We start from the raw sequence: 14718 nt of genomic DNA, 5'->3' as shown, positions 1-14718 counted from the left end.
GTCATCTGTGTTCTCCGTTCGTGTGTCGTCATGCCAGACCCTCGTCGTCATCAGCCCAAGGCAGCTCGTAGTCGAGAGCACTGGCGGTGTCGTCGCCGCCATCGCCGTCGTCGGCCTCAGCCAGATAGGGATCGGCAGCATCGGCGGGAAGATCGCCAGGCATCGTCGGCTCGTGGTCGCCGCTGCCGGCAGTGTGCGCAGTATCTCCTTCGGTGTCCCCGTCTTCGACCTGCACCCAGCGCGGTTCTCGACCGCCACTGCTATTGGTGACAAATATCTGTGAGTAGCCGTCTGCCACGAGTTGCTCCCGCAGAATGTCGCGCGAACCGCGCAGCTTGACTTCCGGATTCCACGGGCACGGCTCATCGCTGTTCGGCAGGTACGGGATCTGAACCACCTGGTAATCCCTGAGCGGTGTGAACGCCCACCCGCGGCCCTTCGGGGTCCCCTTGTCGGGGAAGCGGGTTCCATGATGGGAGTCAAGAATTTGTTCAGACGTGGGCTGGTTGACTTTCCCGACGCATAGTCGGAACACGAGGTTCTCTTTCAACTGGGTGGACAGCCGATTCTTGTCCGGCTTCTGCGCTGCGAAGATGAGGTTGATCTCGAGAGCTCGGGCGAGCTGTCCCATTCCTTCGAGCTGACTGCGTGAGGTCCCCTTGAGTTCCTCGAGGTCAGTGTTGTCGGATTTCATCCACCAGTTGGCAACCTCGTCGAAGATGACGATGATTCGCTTGGGCGCCGGGCCGTCGGCGGCTTCGTGCTCGGGGTGCTCGGCGTACAGCTTGCGGAGGTACTTGAGGTTTCGCGTGCCGGGGTACTGCTCAAGTAACGATTGCCTGCGGTTTTGTTCCGAGTCAAGGTAGTCGACCACTTCACAGATCTGTTCGGCTCCCGCAGCGAAGCGCACCACAGAAGGGAACTCAGGCGTCCATGTGAAGTCGGTCCGCTTGGGATCACACACGACGACCTCGACCGAGTCTCGGCAGTACAGCGCCAAGAACAGGATGATATCGAGGAAGGTGCTCTTTCCGGCGTTGGTCTTTCCGCCGACGAGGCCGTGCGGTTCCTGGTTGAGGTCCCACACAAATCGCCCGCCACCCTTCTGCGGGCCGACGACGATCCGGCCGTTTCGGAACTCCTCGACCATTTCGTTGAACTCGTCTGAGCCGACCTCTGGGAACGCAATGGCATCCGGGAGGCGAGGAACCGCAGTGATCTCCACGTATCCGAGTGGGGTGTTCCAGTCGTAGTGCCAGTCATTGTGGTGGTCGATGCTGTCCCAGTGATCTGTGAACGCATCTCTGGTGTCTTGCTTGGTGACGTCGACGGTTCCGAACGTGACCCGCGCTTTCGCGGGCAGTGCTGTCCCACTGTCCGACAACTCGTCTTGCCACTCGAGAACTTCGGTGAGGACCGGGCTGCGGGTACCGCCGAACTTTGCCTGGGTGACGTTGCGGAAGCGGGTCAGGGTCTGCCGCCGCAGCGCTTCGGGATCATCGTGGGCTACCAACGTGATGTCGAGGCCGGTAGTGGCGCCGTGGTGCCACTCGAACAGGGCACGCGCTTGGGGCCACCGGTTGTGCACTGCCTGGTCGAATCCGTCCTCGATGGCGTCACGCTTGCGTGGATCGTCGAGGGGCAAGGTTCCGAACTGTACGTGCAGGGAGCGGGGGAGCGGCTGGTCGGTGATCCATTCGGTGACATCGACGACGATCGGGTCTTTGCCCGTGCGGGCGGCGGTCAGTGCGATCAGGTCGTCGGCGAGGCGGCGTTCGGTGCGTTTGCGGTCGGCGTCGAGGCTGTTCTTGTCGGTGACCGTTGCGGTGAGTGTCGAAGTCGCTGTGTTCCAGTCGAATAGCCATTCTCCGTTGACGGGTATTGCGCGTTCGAAGTGGCGTTCGGCGCGGTCACGCAGACTGAGGTCGGTGAGGTCTTTGTCTGCGCAGCGCACCACTACCTGGCCAGGTTGTTCAACGTTGTGGCCGGCGTCGGGGGGTGGTGCGATCCAGTCGTCGACGTTGACTGTCCAACCCGATGCTGTGGTTTTCGTGACACCGAAGATCTGCACGACGAGCGCCACAATCTTGCGGGTGACAGCTTTGCGTCCAAGCATCGGGTTGTCGGCGGACACTGCGGTTGCGGTGACTGTGGCCCGGTCCCAGCTGAATAGCCATTCGCCGCCCAGTTTGGTGTGGGCGTGCGGCAGGTTCTCGATTGCAGCTTCAACTTCGCCTCGCAGTAGCGGTGCGCTCGCAGCTGGGGACGCCGAGCTCAACGTCATGGTGAAACGTTCGGGCAGTCCGCGCGCTCCCCAGCGCAGTCGCCGGAGGAGGGTCTTCGGGTCTGTGAGGGTGGAGACGCTTGTGCGCACTTTCGCGACGGGGGCGACAGCGTCGAACATTTTGGTGAGCGTCTTGCGGCGCTGGCGTTGCACTGCGGCCGCTCGGGATGCGGTGACCACAAGCCATGCTGCGACGGCGATCGTCAGGTTGCTGGCCGACACAGTGTGCGTGTAGCCGACGATGACGACAACGACCACGAACACCCAGTTGAGCATGGCGGGGGTGATCGGCCCAACCAGTTTCTGCCTGTCCGTCGCGAAGGTCAGTGACGCCCAGTCTTTGGCTAGTTGCTTGAGGCCTTGCTGGGTTGCTTGTCTGGCGCGTTGCGCCGTTGGTGACGGTGCTCGGCGTCTCGTGCGAGTTGCCACGATCGTTGTCTCCCGGGGTGCAGATCAGCTGTGTGGCGGTAGCTTACGAGTCGGGTTTCAGCACGCCGCGCCGGTTGTTGCGGACACGACAACGGCGGCGCATGCGCAACCGGTGAGGGTGCGTGTGCGCCGCCGTTCGTCCAGGGTCAGAAGGGAGGTTCGTCGTTGCTGCCGGAGAATCCGGCGCCGACGGGGGCGCTGCCCCACGGGTCGTCGGCGACCGGGGAGCCACCACTGTTCTGGCTTCCGAATCCGTTCGACGCGTCCTGCCCGCCGAATCCGTTCGACGAGTTGCCGTTCTGCCCGCCACCGGAATTGCGGCCTCGCGAGGTCTTGGTGACCTTGGCGGTGGCGTAGCGCAGTGATGGGCCGATCTCGTCGACTTCGAGTTCCACAACCGTGCGCTTCTCACCCTCGCGGGTTTCGTACGAGCGCTGCTTGAGGCGGCCCTGCACGATGACCCGCGATCCCTTGGTCAGACTCTCGGTCACGTTCTCCGCGGCCTCACGCCAGATGTTGCAGCGCAGGAACAGCGCGTCGCCGTCCTTCCACTCATTCGTCTGACGATCGAATGTGCGCGGCGTCGACGCCACCGTGAAGTTGGCGACCGCCGCACCCGACGGAGTGAACCGCAGTTCGGGATCGGCCGTGAGATTGCCGACGACGGTGATAACCGTGTCACCAGCCATGTTGTGTACCTACTTTCCTGTGAGTCGCCGCATCATCCTGCGGCTTTGGTGGTGGCCTGGTCGCGTCGGTATGCGGCTTCGGCCGTTTGCCGGAATCGGGGGAGGTTCTGTGACCACGTCGCCACAGTAGATTCCAGGTTTTGTGTCGCCACGTCGTCGAGTCGGTTCACCTGGAAGTGTTCCCGGATCAACGGCATCACGTCGCGGGGGGCGAGGTTGGCGGCTGCCAGCAGTGGTTGCAGCAGCGCCGCGTTCTGTTCCCGCACCGACGCGACGGGGGCGCGTTGCGCAGTCTGAGTGTCGTCGCCGTCGCTGACCGAGAAGTCAGGTGTGTGCGGCTGGGTGACGGCGGAGTTGGCGGGCCGATTCTGCTGCGTCGGCGCCGAAGTGGGGGGACCGGACGGCACTTCGGGCGGGTTCTGCTTCGCTGCCTGCTGGTGGGCGCGCCCCGACGCATCACCAGCGGGGACCGGATCTGCGGTGGCGGTGGCATACGACTCTGTCAGCGCCACCGCTGCGTGCGCGATCTCCCCGGCAAGGTCGCGAACTGAGTTCAGCCACTGCGCTTTCGCCGCGTCGTCGTCGAGGACTGCACGAGTCAACGGCAGATCACGCGTCGCCACCTGGTGCACCACCTTGCTGGCGGTGGTGTGTGAACCGTCGATTCGGTTGGCGTGGGCGCGGCCAGTGATGCGCATCTGCACCTGGTCAACCACTCCGACAAGTGCCCCCATCATGGCGGTAGCGGTGCCGGTGATCGCCTCCCGCGACAGTAGGTTCGGTTCGCGGCCTTCTGCGTTCGCGGCGTCGACCTCGAGGTAGTTGACGGTTTCGAGGACGGTTAGCGCGGTGTCACGAAGCCGTAGCGCACCACTGACCGCCCAGCTGCCGGGATTGACTCGGCCGTCGGAGTTATAGAGGTCCCACCGGCGTCCTTCGGCGGACTTGGCTGCCTGTAGCGGCGGACGCACCGGCTGGCCATCCGACCGCGCGTCACCGGAAGCATTCATGCGTGCCACCACAGCGACGGCCAGCGCATCGAGGTCGATGCTTGGCGCCGAGGACGTCCCGGTCAGGTCGCGCCACTGCTCACGCGGGATAGCAGCACCCGCGGGGCTGCCATCTTCGCGGGTCGCTCGCACCCATTCGGGCGGCGGCGTCTTGCCGATTCGGTTGGACCGGAAGTGATGCCACAGCAGCGGATTGGACTTCGCTTCGTCGCTGATGGTGATGCGGGGGTCGTCGACGATGCCGGCCACCGCGACGATCTTGCTGATGTTCTGGCGTGACGTGCCCTGCGCGGCATCCGTTGATTCACCTGTGTCGGCGTTGAACCCGCGCAGTTCGAGGATCGGCGTGTCGTAGGGGATGACCTGGCCGCTGAGGTTCTTCCACTTCCGCCGGTACTCGATGCCGACGTAGAGGGCGGCGTCGTGATCCAGTGCCCACCGCAGCGCCTGAGCCATACGGCCACCCGCAGCGACGTTGGCGTTGATCGGGCGACGTAGCGGCGACTTGCCCTCGCCGACAGGCACAGATGCCGGATCGAACGAGACACTGATGTTCTTCCCATCATCGGACTCGTTGAGTTCCTTCACCTTGATGAACGGATGCTCCTGAACAAAGACTTCCGGGTACACGCGAACCTGCTCGACCGACTCGCCAACCTTGATCGTGACGACGTTGCGTGACGGCTGCGCCTCGTAGGCGACGAACGAGCCTCCGGTGGTTTGGCGTTCGAACTCGGTGTCACTCATTGTGCTGACCCTTCATGTGCGGCTTCGATGTGATGTCCCAAGCCTGGCACCCGCCACTGACAGGTGCGGCACTTGCGACGCGCACCCAACTTGAGCTGCAGTGCAGCCACTTTCACCGGAAAACATGATCTCTACGCTGAGCGTATGGCGTTGAACGTGCAGCAACTTCTTGATGACGGCACACACAAACTGTGCGGATGCAAAAAGCGATTGATGGCGGCCGACAAGAAGTGCTGCAGCGAATGTGAACGACTCCCGGCGCAGTCACGTCAGCACATCACACCCCCGGAAGGTAAGACGATCAGCCGATCGCGGCGGCCGGGAACCGCGCCGGCCACCATCCCTGAGCACCTGCTGGGCGGCTTCGCCACACGCTCACAGCTGTGGCTAGTAGTTGCCGGCATCCCGGTGTCGCAAGGATCGATGGCCGCGGTCGCGCCAGGCGTTGTCCGCCACGACAAAGGGCCCGAACTGCGGTCGTGGCGAACCAGCATTCATCGCGCCTTCCTACGCTCTGCCGGAACCGATTTCGTAGTGCCGGACTGTCCGATGCGTCTGCACATGTGCCTCACCATGCCGATCCCGAAGTCCGGAGTCCCCGCGCGCACAATCCCGGTGGCTGGTTGCGCCGCCGATGCCCGGCCCCGCACAGCGCCCGCCACCAAACCGGATCTGGACAAGCTGGCGCGGGCCGTCGGCGACGCCCTCGCACCGCAAGGCAACAATCGGGCCCGCAGCTACACCGACGACAGCCGCATCGTTGAACTGTTGAGCGCCGAAACCTTCCCGGCACCCACCCACGTTCATTCGTGGGCGCTGCCAACACCGGGCGTGGTGATCCGTGTGTGCCCGGCACACATTCACGCGCCGTTTCCCGCAGTGGATCTTGGTGATCCGGGGCCACTATCCGACGAACTGGCTGCGATCGTCGCCCAGCAGCTGGGCTGACTGCGCACCATCCTCACGGCCATCGGGATTGCCGCTGGCAGCCGAAACTGGCGACCTATGGTGGGCGCATGCCTGATTCATCGGTCGGTGCCGTCGCCGAACGAGTAGTGCTCGGTGCGCTCCTCGACGGCGACAACTCGGAGTTCATCCATGACACCATGTCGTGGTTGACGCCGAGCGCATTCGAATCGACAGCCCACCAGAAAGTGTTTCAAGCTGTAGCCGACCTCTACCTTGATGGTGTGCCGATCGGGCTGGAATCGGTGCGGGCACGCATGTCGTCGAACGACACGATCACAGCCGTGGGCGGGTACCCGGGATTGACTGATCTCACCCATGCTGTGCTGACTGAGCCGTCGTCGGCGCCGCGGACGTACCTTGCTGCGCTCGCCGACGCATTTCAGGCGCGCAGCGCGGCGAACGAACTGCGCAGCCTCGCTGAACGTCTCGGCAACGACGTGTCGTTCGACGAGGCGCGCACACGCACCGAGGAACTGTTCGCCAACGGCTCGCACATGTCGGCGGCGCTGCCGGACCTTGAAGAGCAGATCGCCCAGTTCCGGCTGAACCTGCAGACAGAGATTGACCGCGGGCCCGGCTTACACGGCATTCCGACCGGCTACGTCGACCTCGACGGCAACGGCGATCCCAACGGGCGACGTCCCATTATTGGTGGGCTGCGACCTCCGTGGTTGGTGTACATCGCAGCACGCCCCTCCGTCGGCAAGTCCGTCGTACTGATCGACTGGATACGGGCAGCGTGCAAAGCTGGCTACGGCGTCTACTTCGCGTCGACGGAGATGACTGCCAACGAGGTGTTGCAGCGACTGCTCGTCGCCGAGTGCGCGACGGTGCGACTCGATACTTTGACCAAGACGCCCGACCAGCTGACACCGCTGCATCTTGAACAGCTTGAGAACGCCGAAATGCAAGTCATGGCATGGAATTTGGTGATCGATGACATGGCGAGCACGATGCCCGCGATTGAGCGGGGAGCCGCCGGAGCTCGAGCGAAGTTCCGCAGCATTGGTTCCGATCTGCACGTCATCTTCCAGGACTACATTCAGATGCTCGGCGATCCGCCCGCCCTGCCACCGTCCAACAGCGAGTATGCGAGGGTCTCAGCGAACAGCACCCGAGCGAAGCTGCTGGCGAAGCGCATGAACGTGCCGTTCGTCGCGGCCGTACAGGTCAGCCGTGAGGCCACCGACCGTGAGCCGCGGCTTGATGATTTGAAGAGCTCTGGTCAGCTGGAACAGGATGCTGATGCGGTTCTCGCGCTCGAACGCAAGTACGCCACCAACCCTGCGGGAGCAGCCGAGCACGGATATCTACCAGAAGATATGCGGGTGTTCGTGCTCAAATATCGCCACGGCGCGGCAGGTCAGAGTTTTCCTCGAAATATGTTGGGGGAGAGGGCATGTACTGTCGAAGCGGGAAACTTTCCGAATCGTTCACTGCTGCAGAACGACCATCCGCGACCACCCCCCGCGCCTACTGCCGCGACACACGGTTCGTCTGAACGTAACGATACGCCGCGACCAGAGACACCACCAGACCCGCCGTCGAACTGGTCGTAGGGCTACTGCAGTTTGCCTGCCTGCAGATAGCCGACCAGCTTCGCCGCCTGCGCCCGCCACAAGGTGTCCAGCGTCGACACCGCATCCTTGGTGACCGCGCCCGGGATGGTGAGTGCCACCGACAGCACGTAGTCGCCAGCACGGCCGACGGCGGTGATAGCAGTCGACGACACGTCAGCATTCGTGACATCCGGGGTAACCGACTGCGCAACCACGCGGGCTGCGGCAAGCCGATAGGACTTGGCGTTCACCGCCAACCCTTTCAGATCGACCGACGCCTTGTTGTCACCCTCAGTGACGGTCGCATGCGAACACTGCGCGATCCATTCATCCACTGCGCGAACAACATCGAGCGAGTTCTTCGCCAACATCACAGTCGCGCGAGCCTGTAGTGACAGACTGACGAACTCGGTTCCAGCCCATGGCTCGCCCTGCACCCCCAGAAGCTGCACCGCACGCTGCGACTCTCCGCCGGGCACGCATTCGGCAGGCTGTGCCGTCACGCCGGCTGCTTTCGTGGCCGGCGCGGGTTGAGCGTCGATCGCTTTCTGCGTCCAGCCCGTCCATCGTGGGGCGGGCAGGTCCGTATTGGTGACCAGCACCGGTCGCAGTACCCGAGTTGACGTCTCATCATCACTGTCGGGCAGCAACACCACGACGGCCACCGCGACCACGACCACCACCGCGATCGCAGCAGCAACCAGGCCACCACGCACCCGCCAGGACGAGTACTTCACCGCATCCCAGCCATCGCGTGCCCTGTCCGCAATCGCACTGCCCGCATCACCCACACGACCCGGCACGTCACGTGCTCCCATATCGCGATCTCCTCGCCTGTGTCCTTCGATTGCTGACACGTTCGCATACGCGTTTCAGCGGGTACCCCCGGTCAACTGGGTGCGGCAGGGCACCCCTGGTGCGGGCGTGCCGACGAGAGCAGGGACCGATATATCTCATAACTACTGAGAGAATGTGCAAACTAAACCCACATCCGGAGGGTCACAGGCCCTCGCTTGACCGTCGAGGCGAATGCCTCCGGGTGAAGCTGCGCACAGATAAAGCTGCGTGCGGAGTTCTCATCACGGGTCAGGCACCCCAATCCAATCGACCAGACAGCTTCATTCGAAGCTGTGCGTCAGGAGTGTCATGAACCACCAGTTCCCACACCGCAAGCAGGTCCAAGTCGGTGACCAGCTCATCTTCATGGATGTCTACCGGCACTCAATCCTCTGCTACAGCACACGGCCCGAGGCGTTCCGTCAGGGGCTTGACGGCGGATACGTTGGAATCATCACCTGGCCCGATGGGCAGGAATATCACATCGGCAATATCGAGATTATGAACGCGAGCTACCGAGGTATCGGGCTCGGGCTTGAGATGCTCAAGGCCGCTGTCGACGCTGGTGCCACCCCCGACATGCTCGACCGCGGGGCTCTGACATGCTCTGGCGCCTACCTCATCAATCGCTTCATCAGTGAGTGCTCTCTGGGCTTGGACCCGGTGCTTCCGACCCCTAGAAATGAGCACTGGGAGTGCCGCCGTGGCAGTGAGTGCGACTTCTACGACAAAGTGAAAGACCACCCGAAAGACGCACGCTAACGATCTACCGAGGCTCACGGAACGACCCGCGGGCGGCGGCTACCCGATACTCGTGTAGCCGCCGCCCTTCGGCCACCCAAAAACGCGGTTCGCATACTGATGCTCATCAACACGATGGGAGGTGCGCTGCCGATGGCCAACAAATGCGTGCTCGCAGTCGATCTCGGTTCCGCGACGATCACGGCTGCTGTCGCCGGCGGCGAGTTCGACGAACCGAAGATCTTGCAGCCGTCGAGAGGTGAGGTGTGGCCAGCACACATCTACGTCGCAGAGAGCGGGGCGCTTGTCACCGACCCCGCTAAGGCGACCACAGTCATCACACGATTCGCCCGACTACTCGGCCGCGAAGCGCAGGTCATTGCGGGGTCACCCCGGCACGCAGACTCCCTCGTCAGTGCGGCGCTGGCGCCCATCATGGCGAGCGCGCAAGCAGCGATGAAAGCGGACGTGGCCGTCATTGCCGCCACCTATCCGACGACCTGGCCGAAACAAGTCGTCGCCGCCTACCAGAACGCGGTGTCGCGGATCTCCGGCGCCGAAGTGATGATGGTGGCGTGGCCTGATGCCATTGCGGCGCAAACGTATCCGCCCGACCCTTATGTTGACTGTCCGATCACGTCGATCGACTTCGGCGCCAGATCTGCATCGGTGACCATGGTGTCGGTCACCGCGCGTGAACGAACGAAAGCGTTGTACACCATCACCAACCCGCTGGGCGGGTTCGTTGACGCCGCCCGCAGCCTGCTCCACGAGATCGCCCTCGAGCGTGACGGCACCTCACTCGACGACTGCGACGAAGCATGGTGGGACCGATCCGTCACTACCATCGCCGAAGCCCGAATGCATCCGCTCAACACCGACAACGGGCAGCTAATGAACATCGACCTCACCGACCCGCTACCACGGGTCACCATCCCCTACGAGCAGGTCACCGACTTCTTTGTCGAGCGTCTCGAAGGGTTCGACGACTACCCAGGGGTCTTGAGCGAGTTGCTGGACCGCAGCCCTGTCCAGCAACGCTGGACCATTCCTGGTAACCCGCTCGCCGCACGCCCCCTGGTACACATCACCGGCGGATGGGCGCAGGATCCGGCGGTGCGTATCGCCGTGCAGAACGTGACCGGCGCCAATCCATCTGTCGTTGATCAACCAGCACACGCCGCCGCGTGGGGAGCGGCGAAGCTGGCACACGAAACGCTGTCCCGTCTACTTCCTGTGGGGCGCTGAAAGATGACACAGACACCGACGACCGCTCACCTGATCCGGTTCACGAAACGCATGCCGATCGAAATCCCACAGATGACGCCCGTGACGTTGCTTCGGAAGGCGTGCGCCCACTACAACCAGCTGAACCCGCACAAACGGCCCGCCGACCCGCTGCAAGTCGACGCAGACCCCGCGTTCTTCGCTCGCATCCAAGTGAACTATCTCAGACATGGCACAACGCTGTACGACCAGAATCGCGACGCGCTCCGCAAGCTGGCCGGCAACACCGCTGCCCGCAACCAGATTGGCGGCATCATCAAGGCGCGGACCCTGGCAAAGATCGCAGCCACCTACCCGCACCTAGCGGGGGAAGCACACAGGCAGGCCATGCGCACCGACCGCGCCGACACCCACAGACGCGACCGCCAGTAACCGTGCAGGCATGTGCCGCACCTCCCACAGACCCACGCAACGATGGAACAGCTCATCACAGCGACCGGCGCGAACACTTCTCTGCGCGCGCCGCTTTCACCACACCAGACCCGTAAGGACCGAACCCAGACATGGCTACAGCAGCTTCCACTGCCCGCCGAACCGCCAACAGCGACAGCACCATGAAGGCTGAGCTCACTCGCACACGCGCCGAACTTGACGTGGCGCGTCAACGAATCACCGAACTGGCAGAAGCACTCACAGCGCTGGGTTTTCCGCCTGAACAGCTGACATTGCAGCTCGACCAGATCGCCGCCACCAATGCCAACGCGGCAGCCGACGCAGTCACCGGCCGCAACTTCCATGTAGCGGTCATGAAGGCGGTCACCGACGCCCAGAACAAGCCCGACGCATCGGCCACCGACACTCTCAGAATGCTGCTGACAAAGCTGCAGAAACTCGATCAGGCCGCCACCGCACAGACACGCCGCAACCATGCCCGAAACCGCGACAATGTGACGGCCCGCCGAAACCGTATCCGAGCAATGCTCGTCGGCACTGACACCACCTCCCCGTAGCGCGCCGGACATCAGCTAACGCATTGTGCCGCACCTAGATTTCGGGTCACGAAAGCTACTCCACGTACACCCACCACCGACGTAGGAGCAACCCCATGTCTTTCATGTACGGTCCGGCACTCGACATCGTGAAGGTTCTACTGGCCATCATCATCGTCGCGACGATCATCCGTCTCGCCCTCACAGCACAGCAGAACGACACCGACTGGGAGCAGTCCTACCAGGTCGACGCCGACCCAACTCCGACCACCAACCACTCGTCCCCGACCCAACACCCCCGGTCGCTTCGACACGCGACGCCCGCACATCGCATCGTCTCCGATCGAGACAATGAGTCACCACGCCGCGCAGCGTAATCGTGCAGCCTCTTAAACCGACGAGTGGTACCGAAACACAGCCTCTACCCTCGCAGCACTACATGGAGGCGAAATCAGCACCGCCGAGGCCATCCCATCCGGAAAGGCAGCACGATGAACGTTGACAACATCGTTGAGGAATCCGACCAGCCGGGCAGCAGCAACAACAGCGCAACCGCAACTTCGCTGACGCCGCACCAGCTGGCAGCCATCAACACCGACATCGACATGGCGCGTCGCTCACCCGAGATGGCAATGCATGTCGCGCTCGACCACGGACCGCAACTCGTCGCCGAAGTCGAGCGGCTACGGGAGGAAGTAGCCTCACGCGAGACTGGCTGCCGCTGCACGATCGAGACTGGCTGTGGCGAGGGTCGCGACGCCGGGTGCGAGTGGTGCGCGAACGCTGACATATACGATCCGTGCCCAGTGTTCGGCTTCATGTGCGACCCGGAATGCGGCAATCCAGAGGAACCGTGTTGCACGGAGTGGCAGCAGGCCAACACCCGAGCATTCGAGCAGCGGGCAACGGAACTTCGAGAATGCCGCGCTGAGCGCGACGCCGCCCTCGCCGTCATCGAGCAGCTGCGGGCAAAGGCGACTCTGTGGCAGCACGCCATCGTGCAGGGCGTTTTGGATCAAGGTTCGGTGCCCGACTTGGTGACCCGTGCTTTCGGCGATCAGCTCGCCCACATCCTCGACGCCACCCATGCGGCGAACCACAAGGGTGTTGCGGCTGAACCGGGCGTGACACTCGGCGACGATGAGTCGCACTACGCGTGCACTCAGACCCGCTGCACCGAGGACAATCCCGAGAACTGTTGGGTTGACCACGACGACGGGGGCAAGTGATGGCCCGCCGTCCCAATCCGGCGCTGATGTCGCTGCGTGAGCTAGAGGAATCGATCCGAGACCGAGATGAGGAAGCACCCAGACGGGAGCTGCTACGCCAACCGGCTTCACGACGAGTATGAGCGGCGGGACGGCGGTGACTTCTGATGCCCCGCTACGACTCGGACGAAAGGAGGGGGACGCGTGGCACTCACTCTGACTGATCTGTTCTGTGGCGCGGGTGGCTCAAGCACCGGCGCGATCCAGGTGCCGGGTGTCGAGGTGCGTATCGCGGCGAATCACTGGCAACTCGCCGTCGACACCCACAACGAGAACCACCAGAACGCCGACCACGCGTGTGTCGACCTGCACCGCGAGAAGCCGTCCTACTTCCCCAAGACCGACATCCTCTGGGCTAGCCCTGAATGCACCAAATGGACTGTCGCATCCGGCAAATCGGCGGAACACATCGACCCGGGCCTGTGGGAAGACCCGCTCGCCGACGAAGCGAACATGCGGTCACGCATGCTGATGTTCGACGTCCCCCGATTCGCGGAATACCACCGCTACCGCGCAATCATCGTCGAGAACGTCGTCGACGTGTCCACGCGTGCACTGTATGTCGGCGCATTCGAACGGTGGTTGGCCGACATGCGCAACCTCGGCTACCAGTGCCGCGAGGTGTACCTCAACGCGATGCACGCGCAGGCTGGCGGTCTGCCCGCGCCCCAGTCCCGTGACCGCCTGTACGTGGTGTGCTGGCGCGACGGTGAACGCGCCCCCGACATTGAGAAGTGGACACGACCGCGCGCCTGGTGCGAGACGCATGGGTGGATCGACGCGATGCAAGCCTGGAAAGACCAGCGGAAGCGGCGTGGCCGCTACGGGGCACGCGCACAGTACGTGTATCGCTGCCCGCGCAAGGAGTGCCGCAACGCGGTAGTGGAGCCAGGATGGTTGCCCGCGTCGTCGATCATCGACTGGGAGTTGCGGGGCACCAAGATTGGTGACCGCGCAAAGCCGCTGTCACCGAAGACGATGGCACGCATCCGCGCCGGCCTCGAGCGGTACGGCACAGGCAGTCCAGTGCTGGCGGAGTACTACGGCCAATCCGGTTGCCGCCCTGTGGCCGAACCGCTGTCGACCGCCACCACACGCGAACATCACGGTCTGCTGGTCCCGGTCGAGGGGCGTGAGGGCAAGGAAGCGTGCCCCGCCGATGATCCTCAGCGCACCTTGACGACTCGCTCAGAGACGGGCGTTCTCGTCACCCTGCGTGGACACAACGCGCCGAAGTTCACCGACGATGTGCTCGACACGTTCGCGGCGTCAGGCAACCATCACGGCCTGCTGATGCGAAACAACTCGAGCAAGGGCAGCGGAGCCGAGATGGTCACCCCGACATCGGAGGTGATGCGCACCGTCACAACTGCGGGTCACCAGTCACTCCTAGTGCCCTCGGGTGGCACGTGGAATGACACCGCGTATCCGTCGTCGGAGCCGTTGCGAACCTGCACGACCCGCGAGACGGAGGCGCATGTCGTGACCGCTGCCGACATCAACGACTGCGAGTTCCGCATGCTCGAACCGTCGGAGATTAAGCGCGGCATGGCGTTTCCCGCCGAGTACGTGATGCTGGGAAACCGACGCGAGCAGGTCAAGATGGCCGGCAACGCCGTGGTGCCGCCTGCCGCGCGTGACCTTGTGGGTGCCGTCGCCGACAGCCTCGGAGTGACGCCGTGACCGATTCCCTGTTCCCTGACCTCGCGCCCACACCGTCCACACGGACTGCCATCACTGAGCGCACCGTGTGGGGTGTCGCCACTACCGACCCGAGGACCGGCGAGATCGCGGTCCTCGAGTGCGTCGACCCTGCCCAGGCGGAACACCTCGTCACGGTGATCGGTAAGCATCGCGGGCCGTCGACACCAGCCGACGTCGTGACGCGCATCGTGCGTGAAACCGAATAGAGGAAAGCGTGATGGCTCGGCATTGCCGTTTCCGAAAGTCCCACTGCCACCGCGCAGCA

General features: G+C 63.5%; 14 protein-coding genes. 10 read left to right on the top strand and 4 right to left on the bottom strand.

The features are described 5' to 3' along the window. Positions 1–28: 28 nt before the first annotated feature. From GOOTI_RS20245 to GOOTI_RS20235, 3 genes are all read right to left on the bottom strand, one after another. Positions 29–2713, bottom strand: coding sequence for an FtsK/SpoIIIE domain-containing protein (locus tag GOOTI_RS20245; RefSeq protein WP_007240472.1), 2685 nt, complete (start codon positions 2711–2713; stop codon positions 29–31). 146 nt (positions 2714–2859) lie between these two features. Further along, positions 2860–3402: a single-stranded DNA-binding protein gene (locus tag GOOTI_RS20240; RefSeq protein WP_007240471.1), complete on the bottom strand. Its 543-nt coding sequence runs from the start codon at positions 3400–3402 to the stop codon at positions 2860–2862. 32 nt (positions 3403–3434) lie between these two features. Further along, positions 3435–5159: a hypothetical protein gene (locus GOOTI_RS20235; protein ID WP_007240470.1), complete on the bottom strand. Its 1725-nt coding sequence runs from the start codon at positions 5157–5159 to the stop codon at positions 3435–3437. Positions 5160–5303: 144 nt separating this feature from the next. Here GOOTI_RS20235 and GOOTI_RS20230 point away from each other — a divergent pair, with 144 nt between their 5' ends. Further along, on the top strand, positions 5304–6107 hold the full coding sequence (locus GOOTI_RS20230; protein WP_039994451.1) for a RusA family crossover junction endodeoxyribonuclease: 804 nt from the start codon (positions 5304–5306) through the stop codon (positions 6105–6107). Between the two features lie 68 nt (positions 6108–6175). Then, entirely contained in the window at positions 6176–7687 is a 1512-nt protein-coding gene (locus tag GOOTI_RS20225) for a replicative DNA helicase (RefSeq protein WP_039994450.1), read from the top strand. 2 nt (positions 7688–7689) lie between these two features. Here the strand turns inward: GOOTI_RS20225 and GOOTI_RS20220 are convergent, their stop codons facing one another. Then, a complete protein-coding gene (locus GOOTI_RS20220; RefSeq protein WP_007240467.1) occupies positions 7690–8505 on the bottom strand; it encodes a hypothetical protein in 816 nt (271 codons plus the stop codon). Between the two features lie 328 nt (positions 8506–8833). Between GOOTI_RS20220 and GOOTI_RS20215 the strand changes: the two genes are divergently transcribed. The 8 genes from GOOTI_RS20215 to GOOTI_RS20180 all read left to right on the top strand — a co-directional run bounded on the left by GOOTI_RS20215 (position 8834) and on the right by GOOTI_RS20180 (position 14659). After that, on the top strand, positions 8834–9286 hold the full coding sequence (locus tag GOOTI_RS20215) for a hypothetical protein (RefSeq protein ID WP_007240466.1): 453 nt from the start codon (positions 8834–8836) through the stop codon (positions 9284–9286). 99 nt (positions 9287–9385) lie between these two features. Continuing rightward, a complete protein-coding gene (locus tag GOOTI_RS20210; RefSeq protein ID WP_007240465.1) occupies positions 9386–10513 on the top strand; it encodes a hypothetical protein in 1128 nt (375 codons plus the stop codon). 51 nt (positions 10514–10564) lie between these two features. Further along, positions 10565–10924 (top strand): BTB/POZ domain-containing protein, encoded by a 360-nt coding sequence (locus GOOTI_RS20205; protein WP_138985327.1) that lies wholly within the window; start codon positions 10565–10567, stop codon positions 10922–10924. A 131-nt stretch (positions 10925–11055) separates the two neighbouring features. Continuing rightward, entirely contained in the window at positions 11056–11502 is a 447-nt protein-coding gene (locus tag GOOTI_RS20200; RefSeq protein WP_007240463.1) for a hypothetical protein, read from the top strand. A gap of 95 nt (positions 11503–11597) precedes the next feature. Further along, complete coding sequence (locus tag GOOTI_RS20195; protein WP_007240462.1) at positions 11598–11858, top strand: hypothetical protein; 261 nt, start codon at positions 11598–11600, stop codon at positions 11856–11858. Between the two features lie 114 nt (positions 11859–11972). Further along, positions 11973–12710, top strand: a complete 738-nt coding sequence (locus GOOTI_RS20190; RefSeq protein WP_007240461.1) for a hypothetical protein — start codon at positions 11973–11975, stop codon at positions 12708–12710. Positions 12711–12893: 183 nt separating this feature from the next. Next, positions 12894–14432, top strand: coding sequence for a DNA cytosine methyltransferase (locus tag GOOTI_RS20185; protein ID WP_007240460.1), 1539 nt, complete (start codon positions 12894–12896; stop codon positions 14430–14432). After that, on the top strand, positions 14429–14659 hold the full coding sequence (locus GOOTI_RS20180; protein ID WP_007240459.1) for a hypothetical protein: 231 nt from the start codon (positions 14429–14431) through the stop codon (positions 14657–14659). Before GOOTI_RS20185 ends, GOOTI_RS20180 begins: the two co-directional genes overlap by 4 nt. Positions 14660–14718: the final 59 nt, after the last annotated feature.

The organism is Gordonia otitidis NBRC 100426 (assembly GCF_000248075.1).
In the GTDB taxonomy this organism is placed as follows: Bacteria; Actinomycetota; Actinomycetes; order Mycobacteriales; family Mycobacteriaceae; genus Gordonia; species Gordonia otitidis.
Note: the sequence above shows the minus strand (reverse complement) of the source record. Positions and strands in the feature narration are given on the sequence as shown.